At 71.5% G+C, this 22,116-nt stretch carries 17 protein-coding genes and 1 pseudogene; 16 read left to right on the top strand and 2 right to left on the bottom strand.

Features of this window, described 5'->3' with window-relative positions:
- Positions 1-38: 38 nt before the first annotated feature.
- Positions 39-842 carry a metallophosphoesterase gene (locus ACFMRZ_RS07525; RefSeq protein WP_400178466.1) on the bottom strand — a complete coding sequence of 268 codons (804 nt, stop codon included), beginning with the start codon at positions 840-842 and terminating at the stop codon, positions 39-41.
- A 350-nt stretch (positions 843-1,192) separates the two neighbouring features.
- Between ACFMRZ_RS07525 and ACFMRZ_RS07520 the strand changes: the two genes are divergently transcribed.
- Positions 1,193-3,484: a RelA/SpoT family protein gene (locus ACFMRZ_RS07520; RefSeq protein ID WP_400182795.1), complete on the top strand. Its 2,292-nt coding sequence runs from the start codon at positions 1,193-1,195 to the stop codon at positions 3,482-3,484.
- An 81-nt stretch (positions 3,485-3,565) separates the two neighbouring features.
- Positions 3,566-4,309, top strand: coding sequence for an SDR family NAD(P)-dependent oxidoreductase (locus tag ACFMRZ_RS07515; protein WP_400178465.1), 744 nt, complete (start codon positions 3,566-3,568; stop codon positions 4,307-4,309).
- Between the two features lie 6 nt (positions 4,310-4,315).
- On the opposite strand, the gene ACFMRZ_RS07510 is transcribed toward ACFMRZ_RS07515, so the two are convergent.
- A complete protein-coding gene (locus ACFMRZ_RS07510; protein ID WP_400178464.1) occupies positions 4,316-5,215 on the bottom strand; it encodes a DMT family transporter in 900 nt (299 codons plus the stop codon).
- A gap of 661 nt (positions 5,216-5,876) precedes the next feature.
- Between ACFMRZ_RS07510 and ACFMRZ_RS07505 the strand changes: the two genes are divergently transcribed.
- The 14 genes and pseudogenes from ACFMRZ_RS07505 to ACFMRZ_RS07440 all read left to right on the top strand — a co-directional run bounded on the left by ACFMRZ_RS07505 (position 5,877) and on the right by ACFMRZ_RS07440 (position 22,071).
- Entirely contained in the window at positions 5,877-7,463 is a 1,587-nt protein-coding gene (locus ACFMRZ_RS07505; protein ID WP_400178463.1) for a cutinase family protein, read from the top strand.
- A gap of 54 nt (positions 7,464-7,517) precedes the next feature.
- On the top strand, positions 7,518-8,486 hold the full coding sequence (locus ACFMRZ_RS07500) for a hypothetical protein (RefSeq protein ID WP_400178462.1): 969 nt from the start codon (positions 7,518-7,520) through the stop codon (positions 8,484-8,486).
- Between the two features lie 15 nt (positions 8,487-8,501).
- Positions 8,502-9,380 carry a hypothetical protein gene (locus tag ACFMRZ_RS07495; protein ID WP_280272504.1) on the top strand — a complete coding sequence of 293 codons (879 nt, stop codon included), beginning with the start codon at positions 8,502-8,504 and terminating at the stop codon, positions 9,378-9,380.
- On the top strand, positions 9,377-10,063 hold the full coding sequence (locus ACFMRZ_RS07490) for a hypothetical protein (protein ID WP_280370917.1): 687 nt from the start codon (positions 9,377-9,379) through the stop codon (positions 10,061-10,063). Before ACFMRZ_RS07495 ends, ACFMRZ_RS07490 begins: the two co-directional genes overlap by 4 nt.
- Positions 10,060-10,356: a hypothetical protein gene (locus ACFMRZ_RS07485; RefSeq protein WP_024805544.1), complete on the top strand. Its 297-nt coding sequence runs from the start codon at positions 10,060-10,062 to the stop codon at positions 10,354-10,356. Before ACFMRZ_RS07490 ends, ACFMRZ_RS07485 begins: the two co-directional genes overlap by 4 nt.
- A complete protein-coding gene (locus ACFMRZ_RS07480) occupies positions 10,356-10,616 on the top strand; it encodes a hypothetical protein (protein ID WP_195095976.1) in 261 nt (86 codons plus the stop codon). The genes ACFMRZ_RS07485 and ACFMRZ_RS07480 overlap by 1 nt, the downstream gene beginning before the upstream one ends.
- Before the next feature lie 13 nt (positions 10,617-10,629).
- Positions 10,630-11,277: a hypothetical protein gene (locus ACFMRZ_RS07475; RefSeq protein ID WP_280277177.1), complete on the top strand. Its 648-nt coding sequence runs from the start codon at positions 10,630-10,632 to the stop codon at positions 11,275-11,277.
- A gap of 49 nt (positions 11,278-11,326) precedes the next feature.
- Entirely contained in the window at positions 11,327-12,169 is an 843-nt protein-coding gene (locus ACFMRZ_RS07470) for a hypothetical protein (protein WP_400178461.1), read from the top strand.
- Positions 12,163-13,002 carry a hypothetical protein gene (locus ACFMRZ_RS07465; protein WP_400178460.1) on the top strand — a complete coding sequence of 280 codons (840 nt, stop codon included), beginning with the start codon at positions 12,163-12,165 and terminating at the stop codon, positions 13,000-13,002. The genes ACFMRZ_RS07470 and ACFMRZ_RS07465 overlap by 7 nt, the downstream gene beginning before the upstream one ends.
- On the top strand, positions 12,996-14,468 hold the full coding sequence (locus ACFMRZ_RS07460) for a hypothetical protein (RefSeq protein ID WP_400178459.1): 1,473 nt from the start codon (positions 12,996-12,998) through the stop codon (positions 14,466-14,468). The genes ACFMRZ_RS07465 and ACFMRZ_RS07460 overlap by 7 nt, the downstream gene beginning before the upstream one ends.
- Positions 14,465-15,957 (top strand): annotated as a pseudogene (locus tag ACFMRZ_RS07455) (SCO6880 family protein). Before ACFMRZ_RS07460 ends, ACFMRZ_RS07455 begins: the two are co-directional and overlap by 4 nt.
- A gap of 85 nt (positions 15,958-16,042) precedes the next feature.
- A complete protein-coding gene (locus ACFMRZ_RS07450; protein ID WP_400178458.1) occupies positions 16,043-19,681 on the top strand; it encodes a hypothetical protein in 3,639 nt (1,212 codons plus the stop codon).
- A 127-nt stretch (positions 19,682-19,808) separates the two neighbouring features.
- On the top strand, positions 19,809-20,117 hold the full coding sequence (locus tag ACFMRZ_RS07445) for a transposase (RefSeq protein WP_280277250.1): 309 nt from the start codon (positions 19,809-19,811) through the stop codon (positions 20,115-20,117).
- A 262-nt stretch (positions 20,118-20,379) separates the two neighbouring features.
- Entirely contained in the window at positions 20,380-22,071 is a 1,692-nt protein-coding gene (locus ACFMRZ_RS07440) for a peptidoglycan DD-metalloendopeptidase family protein (RefSeq protein WP_400178457.1), read from the top strand.
- Positions 22,072-22,116: the final 45 nt, after the last annotated feature.

The raw sequence follows: 22,116 nt of genomic DNA, 5'->3' as shown, positions 1-22,116 counted from the left end.
GCCGGTGGGCCGACAGATCCCGGTCCCCGAACAGGTCGTCAACCCACCGATACCTCGTAGACCCGATAGGGCGCCCGGATCACCGGGTAGGACACGTTGCGGACCGGAACACCGCCGGGCGTCTCGCCGCATTCGGTGCCGCCGTGCGCATGGCCGTGCAGCACCAGGTTCGCGCGGCCCGCGTCGGCCGCGTCGCCGAGTTCGGCGCACCCGAGACCGGGCAGGATGCGGGCCGGTTCACCGGCCAGGGTGGCGAGGACGGGGGAGAAGTGCATCAGCGCTATCCGCACGTCGGTGTCGAGGCAGTCCAGGGCCGCGCGCAGGCGCAGCGCGTCGGCGGGCCCGCGGCGATAGCGTTCGCGGTGCTCGGCGCTGCCCGAATCCGGGTCGCCGGTGCAGCCGGGAAAACCGCCGCTACCGCCCATGACGCCGGCGACGCCCACCCGGACGCCGGCGCAGTCGAAGGTGGTGGCCGTCCCGTCGAGCACGCGGACCCCGGCGGCGGCGAGCGTGGCCGCGATCCGGTAGCCCTGGCGGCGGTCGTGGTCGTGATTGCCTAGGACGGCGGCCATCGGCACGGGGACCTCGGCGAGTTCGGCACACAGCAGTTCGGCCTCGTCCGGGGCGCCGCCGTCGGTGAGATCGCCCGCGAGCAGCAGCAGATCGGCGTGCTCGCCCGATTTTCGCAGTGCCGGCCCGAACCGCCCGCGCACCGACTCCCGCATGTGCAGGTCGGCAACCGCCGCGATCCGGACCCGTGTGCGCTCGTGCCCGCTCGCGCTCGCGGCGCTGTCCCCTCCGTGCATGCCGCCCATCCGGCCACAGGTGGGAACGGCTGTCAATTGCTTATAGGGTGGCGGCTGTTCGTGCGGTGGCCGCGGGTCGCGGGTATCAGCCATGATCCAGCGAACCCGCCGCCCGCGCGCGGTGCGGGGGTGAATCGCGGCCCGCTTCGTCCGGGCCGGACCGCGCATATCCGGCGGACCCGGCACGTCTCGGACGAGCGGATTAAAGTTGGTGGTCTGAGCGGTTGGACGGTCGGATAGTGTGATCCGATCGAGCCAGGAGAGGCGGTGGCATGACTCAGCATCTGGAGAAGGCGAATGCCGAGCAATCGAGCGCGGACGCCGATGCCACCCCGGCCCCGGCCGCCCCCGAGCCGAATCCCGCTCAGGTGCCCACTCCGCGCAGTATGCCGATGCGCCAGCCCGGCACGCCCGCCGCCGTCCCCACCTCCGCCTCCCGCCGCGTCCGCGCCCGGCTGGCCCGGCGAATGACCGGTCAGCGCGGTATCGCCGCGGTCAAGCCGGTGCTCGAGCCGCTGGCCACCGTGCATCGCGAGTTGTATCCGAAGGCCAATCTGCAACTGCTGCAACGGGCCTTCGATGTCGCCGACGAGAAGCACTCCCATCAGTTCCGCAAATCCGGCGACCCGTACATCACCCACCCGCTCGCGGTCGCCAACATCCTCGCCGAGCTGGGCATGGACACCACCACGCTGGTCGCCGCTCTGCTGCACGACACGGTCGAGGACACGGGCTACTCGCTGGAGGAGCTGACCAGCGATTTCGGGCCCGAGGTCGCCCACCTGGTCGACGGCGTCACCAAGCTCGACAAGGTGAACCTGGGCGCGGCCGCCGAGGCCGAGACCATCCGCAAGATGATCATCGCGATGGCCCGCGACCCGCGCGTGCTGGTGATCAAGGTCGCCGACCGGTTGCACAACATGCGCACCATGCGTTTCCTGCCGCCGGAGAAGCAGGCCAAGAAGGCCCGCGAGACGCTGGAAGTCATTGCGCCGCTGGCTCATCGGCTCGGTATGGCGACGGTCAAGTGGGAGCTGGAGGATCTCGCCTTCGCGATCCTGCACCCGAAGAAGTACGACGAGATCGTCCGCCTGGTCGCCGACCGCGCGCCCTCGCGCGATACCTACCTCGCCAAGGTGCGGGCCGAGATCGTCAACACGCTGGCCGCCAGCCGCATCAACGCCATCGTGGAGGGCCGGCCCAAGCACTACTGGTCGATCTACCAGAAGATGATCGTCAAGGGTAAGGACTTCGACGACATCCACGACCTGGTCGGTATTCGCATCCTGTGCGACGAGGTGCGTGACTGCTACGCCGCGGTCGGTGTCGTGCACTCGCTGTGGCAGCCGATGGCCGGGCGCTTCAAGGACTACATCGCCCAGCCGCGCTACGGCGTCTATCAGTCGCTGCACACCACGGTGGTCGGTCCGGACGGTAAGCCGCTGGAGGTGCAGATCCGCACCCAGGACATGCACCGCACGGCCGAGTTCGGCATCGCCGCGCACTGGCGCTACAAGGAAACCAGGGGCAAACACTCCAACGACTCGACCGAGGTCGACGACATGGCGTGGATGCGGCAACTGCTCGACTGGCAGCGGGAGGCCGCCGATCCCGCCGAGTTCCTGGAGTCACTGCGGTTCGACCTGAAATCGCCGGAGATCTTCGTGTTCACCCCGAAGGGCGACGTGATCACGCTGCCGCAGAAGTCGACACCGGTCGATTTCGCCTACGCCGTGCACACCGAGGTGGGTCACCGCTGCATCGGCGCGCGGGTCAACGGGCGCCTGGTCGCGCTGGAACGGCAGCTGGAGAACGGTGAGGTCGTCGAGATCTTCACCTCCAAGGCGCAGAACGCCGGGCCCAGCCGCGATTGGCAGAACTTCGTGGTGTCCCCGCGCGCCAAGGCCAAGATCCGGCAGTGGTTCGCCAAGGAGCGCCGCGAGGAGGCGCTCGAGGCCGGTAAGGAACAGATCTCCAAGGAGGTCCGCCGGTCCGGTCTGCCGTTGCAGCGGCTGATGAGCGCCGACGCCATGAGCGCGCTCGCACACGAACTGCATTTCACCGACATCTCCGCGCTGTACGCGGCGGTCGGCGAGAACCAGGTGTCCGCGCACACCGTGGTGCAGCGGCTGATGGCGCAGCTCGGCGGCGTCGGCGATGTCGAGAACGAACTCGCCGAACGTTCGACGCCGTCCACCCTGCCCGCGCGCCAGCGCGTGAGCGGCGACGCCGGTGTGGAGATCCCCGGGGCCCCGGGCACGGTCGCCAAGCTCGCCAAGTGCTGCACCCCGGTCCCGGGCGACGAGATCATGGGCTTCGTGACCCGCGGCGGCTCGGTGAGCGTGCACCGCACCGACTGCACCAACGCCGATTCGCTACAGGCCCAAGCCGAGCGGATCATCGACGTGAAGTGGGCGCCGTCGCCGTCGTCGGTGTTCCTGGTCGCCATTCAGATCGAGGCCCTCGACCGCACCCGGCTGCTCTCCGATGTCACCAAGGTGCTCGCCGACGAGAAGGTCAATATCCTCTCCGCCTCGGTGATGACCTCCGGCGACCGCGTGGCCATCAGCAAGTTCACCTTCGAGATGGGCGACCCGAAACACCTGGGCCACCTGCTGAACGTGGTACGCAACGTGGAGGGCGTCTACGACGTGTACCGGGTGACCTCGGCGGCCTGAACCGCTTCTCGCCCAACGGATTTCGCCGCCCGGCACGCGCTCACTTGACTTGGAGTGCGCTCCACTGCCTACGGTTGCCGCATGACTGGACAAGCTGCATTGACCGGCCGGACCGCCCTGGTCACGGGTGCGTCGCGGGGTATCGGACGGGGAATCGCGGTGGCAGTGGCGGGAGCCGGGGCGGCGGTCGCCGTCAACTACCGCAGCCGGGCGGACGAGGCCGCCGCCACGGTGGCCGAGATCGAGCGCGCCGGGGGCCGGGCCGTCCCGGTCCGGGCGGATGTCGCGATACGGGCGGAGGTCGAGGCGCTGACCGAGCGGGTGGAGTCGGCGCTCGGCCCGATCAATGTGCTGGTCAACAATGCCGGGATCGCCACTATCCGCGGGCTCGACGACCTCACCGAGGAGGATTTCGACGCGACTCTGGCGACGAACCTGAAATCGGCGTTCCTGTGCATCCAGGCCGTCATTCCGGGCATGCGGCGAGGCGGCTGGGGGCGGATCGTGAACATCTCCTCGGTCGCGGCGCGCGGTGCGGGCGGCGTCGGCGTGCACTACAACGCGTCGAAGGCGGGACTGGAGGGGCTGACTCGCGGGTACGCCGCCCGGCTGGCGCCCGAGGGGATCACCGTGAACGCGGTCGCGCCGGGCCTGATCGACACCGAGATGGCCGCGCCGCTGAAGGCCTCGGGAGTCGTCGACCGCCTGCCCGTCGGCCGGATCGGCACACCGGACGAGATCGCCCAGGCGGTCCTCATGGTGACCGGCAACGCGTTCCTCACCGGCCAGACCATCGCCGTGAACGGCGGCGGCAGTTTCCTGTGAGCCGATCTACCTGCCGCGATCGGTCTCCGCGCGACGGGTGTCCGCGGGCGGTACCGGCAGGGCCGGGAGTGCCTGGGCGCGGGACAGCCGGACCGCCTCCACGGCCATCACCACGACCGACAGCAGCACGAACGCCGTCCCGACGGGTCCGCTGCGCAGCCGTTCGTCCAGCACCGTCATGCCGATGAACGCGGCGCCCAGAGGTTCGGCGACGGTGAACGCCGGAAGCGACGCCGACAGCGGACCGGCCTGATAACCACGCTGCTGGAGGTAGAGGCCGACCAGGCCGCTCGCGACCAAGGTGTAGGGCTGCCAGGAGGTGACGACCGCGCCGACGCCCTGCTCGAACAATTCGGTGACGTGTCCGGTGAGTGCGGCCGCCAGGCCGAACAACAGCCCGGCGGCGGCGCCCAGCAGCAGCGCCCGCACCGCCGGGGAGCGCGCGGTGAGTCCCACTCCGACCGCGCCGGCGATTACCGCGAGCAGCAACCCCAGCGGCACCGCCCACCGATGCCAGGGCGCGTCGGTGACTCCCTCGGTGGGATCGCCGACGATCAGGAACACCGCGAGCGCCACCGACAGCGCGGCCGCCTGCGCCCACATCAGCGCGCTCACCCGGCGACCGCTGTAGTGCGCGGCCAGGGGGAGCGCGAAGACCAGCGCGCTCACCAGGATCGGCTGCACCACCAGCACCGACCCCAGCGCCAGCGCCGCGACCTGGAAGGCGAACCCGCCGGCGTCCCCGACGATGCCCGCCCACCACCGCGGGCTGCGGACCAGCCGCGCCAGCAGCGCCTCACCCTCGGGCACCTCGGCCGCGGCCCGCTGCTGCGCCACCGCCGAGACCGCGAACAACACCGCGCCGACGAACGCGCACACCACTGCCGCCACCGGAAGATCCGCCACCGCCTCAGTCTGCCCGCCCGCGCTCGCCGCGCCACGGCACCCCGGGGCGTGTCGGCTGCTCCGGCGGCGTGAACAGGGCCACCGCGCCGACGACGTGGTTCCGGCGCCGCGATTGTCGAGGCCGATGGCGGACAAGGACACTGGACGCGAAGGCCCGGCGATATCGGAATACCGGCGTAATTCTGGCGAATCCGGGAAATTGGCTGTCTAGGCGAGTTGGAGCATTAGGCGAAGAGTTGCCGGCTGCCGTGGCAAACTGTCGGCATCATCCGCCGAATTCCCTGAGCCGAACGCCCCGCCCGCCGGGAACCACCGAGATCGCTTCGGCGCGTGCGGGATTCCCAATGATGGTGGCCGTCGTGTTGGTACAGATCACGGAACATGGTGGCGGCCACTAAAATTCTTCCGGTCGGTTTGCGGTCCGGCCGTGAATTCTTCCACGGGCCTATTCGCAATGTGCAGAATGCACTGCGCAGTTCGCTCGATTCTGTTACGGTCTATTGGGTTTCGGGCTCGCGCGGCAAGGGCGGCAACTCGAACGCGTGGTGATCGCTCGGTGGCGGTCGTCCACGACGGGTCGCTGCGCACTCGGCCCTCCGAACTGATGCATACAGCTGGTGAAGGGGGTCAGGTCTTGCTGGCCACGCGCACAACCTGGAGCATGCCGGCCGCGGCCGCGCTCGCCGTCGCCGCGGTGACGTCCCTCGGGGCGGCGCCCGCGCACGCGCAGCCATCCGGCCCCACCACCGAAATCGCGATCAATACCTGTCCCGCCCTGTACGCGTTGGGAATTCAAGGCACCGGCGAGTCCTCCCCGGACGCGGCCCCCACCACCGACACGGGCATGCTGTCGACGGTCTTCCTGCCGATGATGGCCCGCGCGGCCGACCGCGGCCTGGTCGACCGCGCCTACGTGCCCTACGAATCCGGCTTCGGCGGCGCGGTTCCCGGTGGCGCGGCGCCGTATTCGGAGTCGCTGGCCGGTGGCCTGACCCGGCTGCGCGCGATGGCCCGCCAGGTCGCCCAGCGCTGTGCGCAGACCAAGTTCGCCGTCGTGGGCTATTCCCAAGGCGCGCATGTGGCGTCGCTGTTCGCCCAGGAGATCGGCGCGGGCCGCGGCGTGCTCGCACCCGAACAGGTCGCGGCCGTGGCGCTGTTCGCCGACCCGACCCGCAACCCCGGCGCCCCACTGTTCCCCGGTGCGCCCGGCAAGGCCACCCCGGATGCCGCGCCCGGCACCGCCGGTGCGCAGGTCACCGCGTTGCAGGTGCTGCCCCAGGAGCCGGCCACCGGCGGCGGCATCGGACCCGACCGCGACCGGGCCGCCCACTTCGGCGCGCTCACCGGCCGCGTCGCGAGTTTCTGCGCCGCGGGCGATCTGGCCTGCGACGCACCGGCCGGCGCCCCGATCCTGCGGGCGGTCACGAATGTGGCGGGCCAGTCGAAACTTTCCGGCGGCGATCCGATCGCGGCCCTGGTGTCGATCTCGCAGGCGCTGGCGTTCACCTCGATCAAGACCGCCAGTGCGGTGGTGAACTCCGATCTGCAGGGCGCCGCGCCCGCCTCGCTGTCCTACGAGCCGCGGCAATCGATCTCGCAGCGCATCGCCGAGGCCTCCGATCCGCGCAGCCGCATCGCGCTCGCCGACCCGATGCGCGCGATGTTCAAGATGGGCGTGATCGGCCTGAACGCGGTGGGCACGGTGGTGCGTTCGGTGCTGAGCCCCGCCGCCATCGGCGAATTGGCGCGGGCCGCGCTGAGCAATCCGCCGGTCGCGCTGGTCCTGCTCGCCACGAGGCTGACCGGCGCGGTCACCCAGCTGGTCCCGCCGACCACGGTGTCGCGGCTGGTCACCGAGGCCTACGACGCGGTCGTGCAGAACATCACCGACAACCGGGAGCTGCTCGACACCGCGACCTGGGTCAGGTACTGGGACACCGTCCAGCGGCACGGCGCCTACGCCACCGCGGCGGTCGACGCGCGCGGTGACGCGCCGGTCCGGTTCGTCGCCGACTGGTTCGCCGCGGCGGCACGGGATCTGGCCGGGTCCAACGGCGTTCCGCAGGCCCCGAAAGGTACTTCGAACAGCGCGATTACCGGAATCTTGCTGCCGCCCCCCGGCGCGTCGAGTTCGCCGAATTCGTCGGGTACGGGACAATTTCCGTTTGGGACAGGCCCTGGCGGCGTGCCGACGGCCTCGCCCACCGCTGGTACCGCCGACAACAACTACCCGTTCTCCACGAACTGATCGCCGAGAGGGTCCGACGATGCTGCACGTGCCTGGCTCCGCGGGGATGGGGGAATGTTGAAGTCGTACAAAGACCTGGCGCGCTGGTACCCGGCGCTCGACCCGCCCGCCGCGGCGGCCCGCCCGCCGGTGCAGGCACAGCCGTCGTTCACCGACGAGCGCGCGGGCGGCGGCCCGGCCCGCTACCCGCACTACATCCGTGAGACCGAGCCGGAGCCGTTCGCCATCGCCTTCGGCGACGAACCGGCCACCAGCCCCAGTGAATTCACCGGCGGCTGGACCGACTGGGTGGGCGATCACGCCCCCGGCCCCGACGACGACTACCCGGAGCGCCCCGGCGCGGTGGTGCAGTTCCCGTGGGACGACGAGGCCGCCGACGAGCCGCGCCGCGTGCCGGAGGAGGTCGAGCCGCTCGGCCGGATCGGCCGGGACGGCCCGGGAGCGGCGGCCTCGCCGTACCGGCCGACCACCCTCCGCGCCCGGCCGAGTCCCTGGCGGGTCGCACTCATCTTGACGGTAGCCGTGCTGTTGCTGGTGATCGCCGGTGCGTGTGCGCTGTACCTGCTCTATTTCCGCGGCGGCGCAACACATTCCAGCGGTCCGGCCGCGCCCGCGGTGCGCCTCACCTCGGTCACCGCCGACGGCGCGGCCGCCGGTTTCTGCCCCACCGAACGTGCCGAACAGGTGATCCGCGGCGCCGAACCGGGCGGCACCGCCTCCGGTCCGGACGCGATCATGTGGTTCCAGCACTCGTTCTATGTCGAGCGCTCCGCCGAGCGCGCCCGCGAGGTGGTGGCCCCCGGCGCCGCGATCTCGCCGGCGTCGGTGATCCAGCGCGGCATCGACTCGGTCCCGGCCGGCACCCTGCACTGCGTGCGCGTGCTGACCGTCGCCGAGGACAGGTACACGGTGGAGGTCACCGAGCGCCGGCCCGGTCGCGTGCCGAAGACCTACGACAAACAGACGGTCACCACCGCGGTGATCGGCGGCCGCACCCTGATCACGAGCATCGCGGCCGGGTAAGAGGAGAGCTGACGGATGGGACAGGACTGGAGCCGGTGGCTCGACGAGGCGCCCGAGGCGGGCGACCCGGCGAGCCGTCAACCGCGTGCCAAGGCTCCGGTGGTGCGGTTGGGCAAGGGACGGCGTGACGGCGGCGGCGACGAGATCACGCCGCCGCGTTCGATACTCGTGGTGGGCGGCTGCGGTGGCGCCGGAACCACCACGACCGCACTCGGCATCGCCGGCGAACTCGCCGCGGCGGGCGCGCCGACCGTCGCCGTGGACGCCACGGCGGCCGGCAGTGATCTGGCGCTGCGCGGCGCCGACGAGCACCTGAGCCCGATCAGCCTGCAGCAGTGGCTCTACGGACGCGGCGACGACGAACCCGCGCCGCTGAAGGAGTGCCTGTCCCACGCCAGCTCCGGGATCGGGCTGCTGTGGCGCGATTCCGCCCCGCTGCGCCGCCGCGCGACCTACCTGACCGTCGCCCGCGCGGTCGCGGACGCCGGATACACCCCGGTCTACGACGGCGGCAGCCCGATCGCCGCCCGCCAGCTGCGCCCGCTGCTGGAGGACGCGGATGTCGCTCTGGTGCTGGCCATTCCGGCTCGCGTGGACGCCGCCAACCGGCTGCGCGTCACCCTGGAATGGCTCGACGACGAGTTCGGCGGTCCGGCCGAGGGGCAGGGCGGCGGCATCGTCGGCGACACCACGATCGTGGTGTCGCATCAGCTGCCCGGCAACGAATCTACGATCGCCGAACATTTGCGGGAACATCTGACCGGGTGGGTCCGCGACATCCGCGAAATCCCCTACGACCCACAGCTGGCGCGCGGGGAACTGGTGCGGCACAACGTCCTCGGCACGGACACACGCAGGGCTTATCGCACGCTCGTGGCGGGGGTGGCATCATGACCGCGGCCATGAAGGAACATCGCAACACCCCCGAACCCGGCGCGCTCGCGACCGGGGCGGACAGCCCCGCCGGCGCGGCGGGCGTCGTCGCCCCGCCGGAGTCCCGCCGCGCCCCCGTGTGGGAGCGTCCCGTGCCCGGCGCCGGGCGCGCCCCGCTGGTGTGGTTGCTCGGTGTCCACGGCGGCGCGGGCGCCAGCACCCTCGCTCACGTGCTCGCCCCCGCGGCGGATTCCCACCGGCGCTGGCCGGGCGTGCTCGAACGCGAATCGCCCTTCGTCGTGCTGGTCGCCCGCGAGACGATCGCCGGGCTGGCCCGCGCCCACGACCTGCTGCGCCAGCATCGCGCGGGGCTGGCCGGGCCGAGCGAGGTGCTCGGCCTGATCACCGTGGCCGCGCGGCCGGGCCGGATGCCCGCGGAGATTCGTCGCTACCGCGATGTGGTCGGCTCCCTGGCCGGCCGGGTGTGGCAGGTGCCGTGGCACGAGGAGTGGACGCTCGTCGAGCCCGATCAGCTGCCGGTGTGGTCGCCGTCCGATCCACCACCGCAGCAGAAGAAGCGCAAGCTCGATCCGCTGCAGGAAGTCCCGCACGACGTCGACGAGCTCGGCGCGAGCATCGTCGATCTGATACGCGAAAAAGTAACCAGCAGTTCGCACTTGGAAGAAGAAGAGGACGCTCGATGAGTACCATCCTGGCGGCCGTGCACGAGACGTACGGCGTTGTTCTCGCTCAGGTCGGAAATCCGACGCCCGAGGCGCCCCCGGCCTCGGAGAAATTGCTCAAATTGGTGCGGTACTTCACGTGGTTCGTACTGCTGTCCGGGATCCTCGGAATCACCTACGCGGGAGGCAAATTCGCATGGGAGAAGTGGACGGGTGGCGGCCTGGAGTCGCCGAAGATGGTGGCGGGCGCCATGATCGGCGGCATCATCGCGACGAGCGCCGGAACCATCATGAACGCGGTCATCGGTAGCTGATGACGGCCGCGACCGTGCTTGCCTACAAACAGATGCCGGCCGACGTGGTCGAGCCCGTCATGCAGCTGATCAACTGGCTGCTGTGGGTCGTGCTGTTGTTCTGCCTGGCCTGGATGATCATCTCGGCCGGGCGGCTGTGGTCGGCGATGCGCGACGACATGGCCGTGAACGACGCCTCCCACGGCATCGTGATGAGCCTGATCGGCGCGGTCGTGGCGAGTTCGGCGAGCGCGATCGCACTGACGCTACTACCGACGTGAACGGTGGGGTCCCATGACATCGGCCGAGATCGACGCACCCGCGCACCCCGTGCGCATCCGCCGAGCCGCCGCGGGCGTGCTCGGCGCCGCCGTGCTGGCGGCCGCCGGATGCGGCGGGAGTGGCGCCGGCGCGTCGCATCCGGATCCGCAGCGCCCGCCCACCGGCGTGCGCTGGCAGCCGTACCAGGGCGTCGCCCTGCCGGTGACCGATCAGGGCCCCAGAGACGATCGTGACGGCGCCGCAACCGGTTTCGACCGCTCCCCGGCGGGCGCGGCCGTCGCGGCCGTCACCCATTCCGTGCGGCTGGCGGTCGCCACCGACAGCCAGTGGCCGACGGTGGTCGCGCGGCAAGTCGTGCCCGGCCCCGCCCGCGACGAGTGGGCGGTGAACCGCGTCCGGCTGTCGATCACCGGGCCCGCGGCGGCACAGTACGCGCCGCGGGTGCTCGGCTACCGCATCACCGCTTACACCCAGGACAGCTCGAACGTGGATGTCTACACCGAATACTCCGACGGCTCACGCGCGGTGAACCACACCATCGTCGAATGGTTCGGAGCGGACTGGAGGTTACGACTGCCCGATCCGGACGCCGACACGCGTCCGGTCGACGACATCGACCGCGTACCCACCGACATCGTCACCCTGGAGGCCCCGACATGAGAGAGCGCAGCGAGCGCGGGCGGCTCCCACACGGCGGCGAGGGGGAGCCATGAGCGACAAGACCTCCACCCGGGCCTATTCCGGGGAGGACCGCGGCATGTCCTTCGGCGTCATCGCCTCCGCCGCGGTACTCGCGTTGATCGTGGTCGTGGGCGTGTTCATGTATGTCGGGCGAGACGATTCGGGCGGCGACAAGCCCGCCGACTCGGTCCCGTCGCCCGCCGCGGGCACCGGGGCGACCGGGTTCGCCGCACCCACCGTCGACCTGTTCGGCCGCCGGGTCGACATCCCGAACAACCCTGCGGGACAACCGCTTTCGCAGGATCCGTCCCAGGAGAAGAGTCCCACCGACGACGATTGGCTGACCGCGGCGCCCACCGGCACCACCGACCCGCGCGGCTGGCAGCGCGTCTACGGCGCCACGGTCCCCTTCTCCACCAGCGACGGTCCCACTCGGATCGACGAGCACGGCCTCGCCGTCGGCTATTCGCACACCCCGCAGGGCGCGGCCTTGGCGGCGGCGCAGATCACCTACCGCCTCAATGCCCGTCCCGCCGACCGCGCCCTGTACACCACGCAGGTGCGGGCGACGGATCAACAACTGGCCGCCTACGACAAAGCGCTGGACGGTGGAAAACTGCCGAAGCAGCAGCCGGAGCGGATCACCCGATATCTGGTCGCCCCGGACGCGTTCCGGGTCGAGAACTACGCCGACGACATGGCCATCGTGCGGCTGGCCGCGCGCGGCCCGGTGAACGACGGCAAGCAGCTGTGGGCCGCGGTGCGGCTGGTCCTGGTCTGGGACGCGGGGGACTGGCGGCTCAAGCCGACCGAGTCCAAGGGCTCACCGACCGAGTACATCGACTCGATCGCGGGGTGGACGACATGGTGAGCGGTCCGAACGGCGGAATCTCGCTGCGCCTACTGGGTTTCGCGGCGGTGCTGACCGTCACGCTCGCGGTGGCGGCGACCGTGGTGACGATGCGGCGCGACGGCTCGGCCGCGGCGTCGGGGAGCGGCCCGAGCCCGGTGGTGAGCACCAGCACGGTGGCCGCACCGGCCCCGGCCGGTTTCGGCGCACCGGATGCCGACATGTTCGGCCGCCGCGTCGATCTCCCGAACGACCCTGCGGGACAGGCGCTTTCACAGGATCCTGCCGCGCAGCGGCGGCCCGACGACCCGCAGTGGCAGACGGCCGCGCCGAATCCCGCGCAGGGCGAAGGGATCTGGCAGCGCATCTTCGGCGGCCCGGTGGTGCGGTTCTCCGGTTCCGACGGCCCGAGCCGGGTCGAGGGCCGGGCGGCGGTGGGGTACGCCCGCACGCCGCAGGGCGCGGTGCTGGCCGCGGAACAGCACTACTGGCGTACCAACGCCAATCCGACCGACCGCGAGCTGCTGCTGCGGCTGGTGGCGGTGTCACCGGAGTACCTGGCCGAATACGATCGGCTGGTCGCCGCGGGCAAGGTGTCCGATCGCCTGCCCGAGAAGCTGACGCCGTTGTTATACGCCTCGGACGCGTTCCGCATCGATAGTTGGGATCCCGACCACGCGGTTGTCGAAATCGCGAGAAAGGCAAGAGAAGTCATCGATGGCCAACCGACATGGGTGGGCATGCGTCTTGCGGTCGTCTGGCGCGACGGCGATTGGAAGTTGACGGCTGTGGACGGGCAACAACTGGTCCGGATCGATTCACTGCGAAGCATCGAGGGGTGGACCACATGGTGAGGCGACTCGTCACGATCCTCGCGGTCGTGTTCACCGTCATGATCGCGACACCGACGGTGGCGTACGGACAGACCTACGGGTTCGACCAGACCTGCAACGAGATCCACGACGATCTCGACGGTCTCGGCCTGCCCGGGGTATCTCTCGGCGACGCCGCGTCGGCGGCGTGCAAGGCGGGTAACGCCGCGACGCATCCGGGCGACGCGGCCGGCGCCGTGCGCGACAAGGCGTGGGACTCCACCTTCGGCAAGGTGGTCGACTCGCTGATGAACGGGCTCGGGCAGGCGCTGATCCTGGCGCTGACCTTCTGGATGAAGGTGCCCAACGAGCGGATCAGCGACGGCGGTCAGCTGTTCCAGAAGATCAACGACTACACCTATCAGGCTCAGATACTGCTGCTCATAGTGTCGGTGATCCTGTCGGGCGCCAGATTGGCGGAGGCGCGCAGAGGCGCCGCGCTGAACGAGGCGGGTGAGTCGTTCAGAATGTTCGCCCGGGTGGTGTTCAGTTCCTGGATGCTGGGCGCGGTGATCGTGGCCGGCACGCAGGCCTCGGACCGGTTCGCCGCCTGGGTGATTCAGGACGCCACCGACGGCAACGCGAAGAACATCGCCGAGTTCATGGTGAAAACCGCCAAGCTGCAAGCGTTCTCGCCCGGTCTGGTGCTGATCATCGCGGTGGTCGGCCTGCTGGGCGCGCTCGCGCAGATCGTGCTGGCCATCGTGCGGCAGGGCCTGCTGGTGGTGGCCGCGGGCATGCTGCCGCTGGCGGCCGCGGCGTCGGGCACCGGGATGGGCAAGCAGTCCTATCCGAAGCTGCTGAGCTGGATCATCGCGTTCATGCTGTGGAAACCGGTGGCCGCCATCGTCTACATGATCGCGTTCATCGCCGTGGGCAACACCGACGAACTGACCTCGACGGCCGGGCTGCCCGACGCCGAGCAGGCGCAGCGCATGCTGGTCGCGATCGTGCTGCTGTGCAGCGTGGCCTTCGTGCTGCCCGCGCTGATGCGCCTGGTCGCCCCGACCGTGGCGATGATCGGCACCGGCGGTTCGGGTCTGGGCGCGACCGGCGGCCTGCTGCTGGGCGCGGCGGCCCTGGGCGCGGTGGGCACCAAGGCGGTCGGTGTGCGCAGCACCGCCTCGGCGGGCGCGCCCGGGTATGTCGGCCGGGGCGGCGGGCGTCCGCCCGGCGGCACCGGCCCGCGCGGTGGCGGTGGCGGCGGTGGTCCGCGCCCGGCGCCGCCGCGTCGCGGTGGTGGCGGCGGAGGCGCTGTGCCCGCGGCGGGTCCGCGCGGCTCGGGTGCCGCGCCGCCGGGTGGCGCCTCGCGGGTGATGAACCGGATCTCGACGGCCCGCGCCGCGACCGGCGGGCTGAACCGGGCCGAGGCCGCCATGGGCGACGTCGCCGGTGACCGCTGGGCCAACCGCTCACCCGACCTCGGCAGGAGCACCATCCCACGATGACGACGACCGAGACATCCTACGAGCGGCGCTCGTACGGTTTGTGGCAGAAGCCCCGCAGCGCAGGCCTTTTCGGACTGCGCTGGGGGAGACGGTGCTCGGTTTCGGGGTCGTCATCACGGCGCTGCTCACGGCGCTGGTGGCGGGACCGAAGCCGGCGTTCTTCGTGGCCGGCATCGGCGCGGTCGTGATGGTTCCACTGGTCTGGCGGTCGGGGGGCCGCTCCGGATACGAGACGGGATTGATGATGTTCCATTGGTTGCGCGGTCGCGGCAGGGGCGAGCACGTCTACCGCGGCGGCCGGTTCTCCCGCGTCCCCGGCGGCGTGGCGCGGCTTCCCGGCCTGATGGCGCCGTCGAAGCTGTACGAGGGCATCGACGCGGGCGGCTACAGCTTCGGCATGATCCACCTGCCCCAGTTCGCCCAGTACACGGTCGTGCTGCGGGCCTGGCCGCAGGGCCACGAGGCGGTGGACCAGCCGGTGATCGACCGCTGGGTGGCGGCGTGGGGCACGTTCCTGGCGTCGCTGGGCCAGACCTCGGACATCATCGCCGTCGTGCCCGTCATCGACACGGTGCCGGAGACCGGAAACCGTTTGCTCACCGAGGTTTCCACCATCACCCGCCCGGAGGCGCCGGAGCTGGCCCAGCAGGTGATGTTCGAGCTGGCGACCGAATTGCCGCAGGAGCGTGTGCAATTGCTGCCACGGGTGGCGATCACGTTCAAGGCCACCACCGCCGAGCGCCGCAAGAACCCGGCCGAGGAAGCGGTCGAGATCGGCCGCCGGCTGCCGGGCATCTGCGCGGCGCTGGCCGAGGCGGGCGTGCGGGCGCAGCCGATGTCGGCCGACGAGGTGATCGGATTCATCCGGCGCAGCTACGATCCGGCCTCGCAGGCCGATCTGGAGGTGTCGGTCGGCGAGCCGGGCGGGCACGGCCTGGATTGGGCCGACGCGGGTCCGATCTCGCACGAGGAGCGCTGGGACCACTTCCTGCACGACGGCGGCCGCTCGGTCACCTGGGAGATGGACACCGCCCCCGAGGGCGCGGTCGACGAGCGGGTGCTGCAACGCCTGCTCGCGCCCAATCCGGAGGTCCCGCGCAAGCGCATCGCGATCGTGTACCGTCCGCACTCGGCGGCCGACGCCGCGGAGATCGTCGACGACGACTACAAGAACGCCCTGGTGGCTCAGCAGAGCGAGCGCGGTGTCGTGTCGGCCTCGGCGACCCTGCGCGTGGGCGCGACCCAGCAGGCCCGTGAGGAGCAGGCCCGGGGCCACGGGGTGACCCGCTTCGGGGCGCTGGTGACCATCACCGAGCCCCTGCGCGGCGACCTGCCGCGTATCGAAGCCATCACCCGCGACCTGTCCACGCAGGCGCGGCTCAAGATCCGGCGGTGTTACCGCTACCAGGCGGCGGCCTTCGCGGCCTCCCTCGGCTGCGGTGTCATCCTGCCGGAGCACGCGAGCATTCCGAAAGCATTGGCGGGGTGAGATGAGCGCGGCGAGCGAACCGAGTACACAGGGCGCCGCGCGCACGACGGAGCCGAGCGCCGGCGAGGCGGAGGAGTGAGCGTTCATGGCAGGTGAGCACGAGCCACCGGTCCGGTCGCGCGGCGAGCCGCCCCGATACCGCGAGCGAGTGGTGGACCCGGAGAATCCGGTACCCGTGCGCCGCGGCACGCGCCGCGGCCGGGACGGCGAGTGGGAACTCGAGGCGTACACGCCCGGCGATCCCGACTCGGCCGACTGGCCTGCCGACTGGGACGAGGTCCCGCTGCGTCCCATCCGCAGGCGCGCCCCGGGGGAACCGGGTGCGGGCGGGCCGCACGCCGAGGCCCGGCGCGGGCATGCCGGGCGCGAGACGGCCGAATCCCGCACCGCCCGTGCGGAAGTCCGTGATCCGGGCGCATCGGGCGACCGCGCGTCCGGCGCGGCCCGGCGGCAGCGGGACGACACCGACGCCCCCTCCCGGCGGCCCCGCACGGCCCCGCGCGAGGTGGAGCGATCCGACGTGGAGGAGATCGAATCCCGCACCGCCCGAGGAAAATTCCGGACCGCGATCGAGCGGGACCGCCCGGCGGAAGACCAGGAGGCCCGGCGCGCGGAGGCCCGCGGCTCCCAGCGCGGCCGCACCCGCGAATCCCGTTCCGGCCGTACGCAATCGGACGGCCCCGATTCCCCACGCGTGGGCGAGCCCACGGCAGCGCTGAACCGGGGACGGCAGGACACCGAACCGTCCGGCGCACCCGTGCCCACGGGCCGAGACCCGCGCGGATCGGCCGATCGCGTCGCCGCGCCGACCGAACCCGCTGCCACGCGCCCGGATTCGAACGGCACCGACCGCCCCGATGCCACACCACCCGCGCCCGCCGACGACTCACGGGCTGCTGTGGATGCGCCTGTTTCGGACGGGCACGTTGCCGACTCGGCCGGGCGGGGCGGGGAGTCCGGTTCGGCGGGTGTGGGGTCGCGGGAGTCCGGAGTGCGTGCGAACGGTTCCTCGCAAAGTACGGGCGGTTCCGGGGCCGCGCGGGCAGAATCACAGCGACTGAACATGGCGTCCGGCGAAAACGATTCGGGGCGTGCGGATTCGCGCGGCGCGGACGGGGCCGGCGCCGAGGCGGTGCGCGCGGAGCGGCGCGCCGGGGACCACGACGGTACAGGTGGATTCGTAGCGGCTCCCGAGGAGGTTCCGGCGGGTGGCACATCCGCCACCGCGCATCCGCGTGGCGAACTTCGTTCGGGTGCCGGTGAATTACCGGGGAGTGCGGCTATGGACAACGACGAAACCGGATACTCGCTGGACGTCGGCCCGCCGCCGTTCACGGACATACCGGCCGACCTATCCCAGGGCAACGGCGGCCCGCGACACAACCCGAACGGCGCACCCGGTGCCGAAACCCGTTCCGGCACCGGCCCTGCGCGCCGCGACGAGGGTTCTGCGCGCCACGACAACGGCTCTGCGCGCCGCGACGAGGGTTCTGCGCGCCGCGACGAGGGATCCGCGCGCCGCGACGAGGGATCCGCGCGCCGCGACGAGGGATCTGCGCGCCGTGAGGAGGGCTCTGCGCGTCGTGACAATGGATCCGCGCGTCGTGAGGAGGGCTCTTTGCGTCGTGAGGAGGGATCTGCGCGTCGTGTAGGGGGCTCTGCGCGTCGTGACGAGGAGTCCGCGCGTCGGGACGAGCGACAGCGCGGCGACTCCGCGCACCGCGCGCCGTCCGCCGACCGGCGCGGCCGCCGCGAGCCGCTGCCCGGTGAGACCGGTGGCCCGCGCCCGGCACAACGCCGCGGGCACGACGAGCCGACCCTGCGTCATCGGGCACGCGCGGGCGAGCGCGGCGACTCCGGACGCACCGACCGCTCTCGCGGCTCGGATCGCCCACTGCGCGAACCGGTCTCGCCGCACCCCATGCGCGCCCCGGTCCCGCCGCGCTTCGCCGGACCCCGGTCCGCGCCCACGGGCTCCGACCCGCGTCCCGCGCGCGGATCGTCGCGGAAAACCAAGAACGGCAAGCCGAAGCGGCAGGGTCCGCCCCTGCTCGACGACGCCACCAGGGCCAGGTACGAGGCCATCGCCCGCGAGCGCGGCGGCCTGCGCGCGGCCTGGGCGGCCTTCCGCATCCGCACCGACGATCTGCGCCGCGCCAATGCGGCGGCCCGGTACGAGGCGATCGTCGAGGACGGTTTCGAGCGCGATGCCCAGCCGCTGACCGATCGCGGCTACCTGGGCCCCGGCGGCGGGCGGATGAGCGTCGTCGGCCGCCCGGTCGAATACCGCGCGACCACCGCACAGGTGGCCGGGCTGTGGCCGTGGTCGGTGGGCGCGGGCGCACCGCTGATCGGCACCCCGCTCGGCTCCCACCTGCACACCGGCGCGCCGGTCTGCTTCGACCCGATGAACTGGTTCATGCGCGGCAGCTTCATCACCGCGCCGAGCCTGTTCGTGCTGGGCCTCAACGGTTTCGGCAAGTCCTCGCTGGTGCGCCGGATCGTGCTGGGCGGTGTCGCCCAGGGCATCACCCCGCTGATCCTCGCCGACGTCAAACCCGACTATCGCAAGATGGTGGAGATGGTCGGCGGCCAGGTCATCGACCTCGGTTACGGCCACGGCGCGCTGAACCCGCTCGCCGCCGGAGTGCTCGGCGCGATCGTGCCCCGGCTCGCGGACGTCCCGGCGCTGCAACTGCAAGTGACACAGGAACTCCGGGCCCGGCAGGTCACCCTGATCGCCGGTCTGGTCGAACTGGTCCGCGGCGCGCGGGTGCGCGATTACGAGGAGACCCTGGTCTCCACCGCGCTACGGATCCTGTACCGCGAGGGCAGCGGCTACACCCCGGACAACCCGCCCATCATGGAGAACCTCGCCGACGTCATCACCGTGGGCGGTCAGGAGTTGATGCTCGACGCCGGCGCCGAGAGCAGCGAGGAGTACCACGAGGCGACCAAGGGCCTGCGCCGCTCGCTGCGCGCGCTCACCCAGGGTCCGTTCGGCGCGGTGTTCAACGGCCAGACCACCACGCCGATCGATACCTCGGCGGTGGCCGTCTGCATCGACGTGTCGCATATCCCGCAGGGGGACAAGAAGCTCAAGGCCGCCGTGATGCTGTCGTGCTGGGCCGACGGCTTCGCCTCCGTCGAGGCGGCGCACGTGCTCGCGGACGCCAAGCTCGGCCCGCAGCGCTACTTCCAGGTCGTGATGGACGAGCTGTGGCAGGTCCTCGGCCTGGGCGACTTCATGGTCGACCGCGTCGACGAGCTGACCCGCCTGCAGCGCGGCCTGGCCACCTCGCTGATCATGATCAGCCACACCATCAAGGACCTGCAGTCGCTCGGGTCGGAGGCGGCCATCGCCAAGGCGCTGGGCTTCCTGGAGCGCGCGCGTGCCAAGATCTTCGGCGCGCTGCCGCCCGAGGAGATCAAGCGCCTGGACTCGACGATACCGTTCACCTCCGCCGAGGAGGAGATGGTGACGGGATGGTCGGCGCCGCAGGCACTGACGGGCGAAGCGCTGAAACCCGGGCAGGCCCGCCCGCCGGCGCCGGGCACCGGCAAGTTCCTGCTCAAGATCGGCGAGGATCGCCGCCCGGGCATCCCGTTCCAGATGGAGTTCACCGTCTCGGAGCGGGAGAGCGGGATCCACGAGACCAACCAGCGTTTCAGCGAGTTCACCGAGTCCACCTCGCGCTCCGGCGACGAGGGGAGCGCCGCGTGAGGCGGGGTGCGTACGGCTTGCGGCAGTTCGGGGAATCCAGCCGGTTCCGGCGTGAGCCGAGCCGTGAATCGGCTGTGCTGCACCACTATTCGCTCAGTCGGCTGCCGAGCATCGGGAGGTTCGTCGGATGATGCCGCACAGGTCCTATCGAAGAGTGTCGCCGGAGGTGCGCCGCGCCGCGGTCGAGCAGGTCAACGCGCTGACGGGAAAGCTACGCAGCGAGTCGGAGGCCTGCCGCGTGGTCGCCGAGCAGATCGGGGTGCACACCAACTCGGTGCGCAACTGGGTCCGCGCGGCCGAGGGCCCGGGTCTCGAGCGCATGGACGCCTCCGCGCTGCGCCGCAAGGTGGCTCTGCTGCAACAGCAATTGGCCGCCGCCGCCGAGATGAACCGCACCCTGGTCGAAACCCTCAACGACGCCAAACGCGGCACATGACCGGTGCCACCGGCCGCGCGGCGCCGCCCGCCGCACCCCGTGCTGGTTTCCGCACCTCGGCTCCGGCCGGGCGGCGTGAACGTGCGAGGGGTGCGGCGGCGCTGGAAGCCGCCGTGCGACAGAATGTTTCGGCGGCGCGGCGGGTCGTTCCCGGCGCGCGCCGCGGGGTGTGCGGAGGAGTGGAGACGGGAAGGGGTGCTGTGTGGTCGGCTGAGGGGCCCGCGCCGGTGCGGTCGCGCGGAGGCGATGCCGCGGAGGTGCGGTGAGCGCGAAGACCCTGATCTGGACGGGCTTCGGCAGCGTGATCGCACTGGTCACGCTGATTCTCGTGGTGCTGGTGCCGGCGTCGGAGAACGAGTGCGACACCACTACCGTCCCGTCGTCGACGGCGCCGCTGGGTGGATATCCGCCGGGTGATCCCCGGGCGCTGGCTTCCTCCGCCTCGGTCACCGCGACGGGCACGGCGGCGCGCCCCCAGACCCCGGGCGTGACGAACGCGCCTGCGGCCATGACGAAGTCGACCGCGACCGGGGCGCCCTCCCTGGCCGCCGGGAACGCCCCGATCCGGCGGACCTGGCCGCTGCCCGGCGGCTCGTTCTACGTCTCGGACACCTTCGGCGCCCGTGGCGGCGCCCACCTCGGCGTCGACCTCGCGGCCGCGGACGGCACCCCGATCTTCTCCGTCGCCGACGGCGTGGTGGTGGCGGCGGGCCCGGCGTCGGGCTTCGGCAACTGGATCGTCATCGACTCCATCGACGTCAACGGCCGCCCGTTCTCGGCGGTGTACGGGCACGAGTGGGACAGCGGGGTGAAGGTGCGGGTGGGCCAGACCGTGCGCGCCGGTGACGAGATCGGCGCGGTGGGGTCGGCGGGCGAATCCTCCGGCCCGCACCTGCATTTCGAGATCGTGCCGGGCGGCCGCTTCGCGGGCGGCCGCCAGATCGACCCGCTGCCCTGGCTGGACGGCGCGCCCACTCCGAATGGCGGTGGGGCCTGGCCGTATTCGTCGGATCCGCGGTGCCTGCGCGGTTTCGGCACCGCCGGTGGCGCCCTGGCCGACGGCAAGGTGCCGCCCGAACTCGAAATCTGGTATCGCCGTGCGGGTTCGCTGTGCCCGGAGATCACGCCGTCGATCCTGGCCGCGCAGGGCCGCCAGGAATCGGGGTTCCGGCGCGGCCTCACCTCACCGGCCGGTGCGCAGGGCCTGGCACAGTTCCTGCCCACCACGGCCCGCGCGACCGACCCCGACGACGGTCAGCCGTATCTGCTCGACGCCGACGGCAACGGCACGGCCAGCCTGTGGGACGACGGCGACGCGATCATCGCCCAGGGCCGCTACATGTGCTCGATCGCGCATCAGGTGGAGCGCTGGATCGGGGAGGGCAAGGTGCGGGGCGATGTCGTCCCGCTCAGCCTGGCCGCCTACAACGCCGGAGAGGGCGCGGTGCTGGCCTCCGGCGGCATGCCCAACCAATACGCCGCGCACTTCTCCGAAACCCAGCCGTACGTGGCCAATATCCTCGCCATGGAGGCGCAGTACCGGGCGCCGGGCGCGATGGGCCGGTATCAGCCCGGGGGCCGGGGCAGCGGCACGGATGTCGTCGAGGCCGCCGAACAGTGGCTCGGCACGCCGTACGTGTGGGGTGGCGGCGGTCCGGCCGGTCCCACCGGCGGCGGTCTGGACGGTCCCGGGCTGACCGCCGCCGCCGTCTTCGCGGCCTCCTCCGGACAGGTGTCGCTGCCGCGCACCGCGGAACAGCAATGGGAGATGGGCACGGAAGTGCCTGGGAGCAAGGCACAACCGGGCGATCTGGTGTTCTCGCGGTTCGGTCCGCGCGGCCCGGCGGAGGTCGGCGTCTACACCGGCAACAGCACGATGATCCAGGCCGCGAACCCTTCCGGCGTGCGCGAGGTGCCGGTCCCCGGCGACAGCCGGCTGCGGAGGATGCTGTGAGGACCGCACACAGGCGAAACGGACACGCCGGGACCGGATCCGCTC

The organism is Nocardia sp. N2S4-5, assembly GCF_044628355.1.
Classification (GTDB): Bacteria; Actinomycetota; Actinomycetes; order Mycobacteriales; family Mycobacteriaceae; genus Nocardia; species Nocardia wallacei_B.
This window is presented reverse-complemented; position numbering and strand designations above follow the sequence as displayed.

Coding starts and splice junctions, on each gene's coding strand:
- ACFMRZ_RS07505 (WP_400178463.1), top strand. CDS start 5,877: ATGCCGGCCGCGGCCGCGCTCGCCGTCGCCGCGGTGACGTCCCTCGGG.
- ACFMRZ_RS07445 (WP_280277250.1), top strand. CDS start 19,809: ATGATGCCGCACAGGTCCTATCGAAGAGTGTCGCCGGAGGTGCGCCGC.
- ACFMRZ_RS07450 (WP_400178458.1), top strand. CDS start 16,043: ATGGCAGGTGAGCACGAGCCACCGGTCCGGTCGCGCGGCGAGCCGCCC.
- ACFMRZ_RS07480 (WP_195095976.1), top strand. CDS start 10,356: ATGACGGCCGCGACCGTGCTTGCCTACAAACAGATGCCGGCCGACGTG.
- ACFMRZ_RS07490 (WP_280370917.1), top strand. CDS start 9,377: ATGACCGCGGCCATGAAGGAACATCGCAACACCCCCGAACCCGGCGCG.
- ACFMRZ_RS07460 (WP_400178459.1), top strand. CDS start 12,996: ATGGTGAGGCGACTCGTCACGATCCTCGCGGTCGTGTTCACCGTCATG.
- ACFMRZ_RS07485 (WP_024805544.1), top strand. CDS start 10,060: ATGAGTACCATCCTGGCGGCCGTGCACGAGACGTACGGCGTTGTTCTC.
- ACFMRZ_RS07470 (WP_400178461.1), top strand. CDS start 11,327: ATGAGCGACAAGACCTCCACCCGGGCCTATTCCGGGGAGGACCGCGGC.
- ACFMRZ_RS07520 (WP_400182795.1), top strand. CDS start 1,193: ATGCCGATGCGCCAGCCCGGCACGCCCGCCGCCGTCCCCACCTCCGCC.
- ACFMRZ_RS07465 (WP_400178460.1), top strand. CDS start 12,163: ATGGTGAGCGGTCCGAACGGCGGAATCTCGCTGCGCCTACTGGGTTTC.
- ACFMRZ_RS07495 (WP_280272504.1), top strand. CDS start 8,502: ATGGGACAGGACTGGAGCCGGTGGCTCGACGAGGCGCCCGAGGCGGGC.
- ACFMRZ_RS07500 (WP_400178462.1), top strand. CDS start 7,518: ATGTTGAAGTCGTACAAAGACCTGGCGCGCTGGTACCCGGCGCTCGAC.
- ACFMRZ_RS07475 (WP_280277177.1), top strand. CDS start 10,630: ATGACATCGGCCGAGATCGACGCACCCGCGCACCCCGTGCGCATCCGC.
- ACFMRZ_RS07515 (WP_400178465.1), top strand. CDS start 3,566: ATGACTGGACAAGCTGCATTGACCGGCCGGACCGCCCTGGTCACGGGT.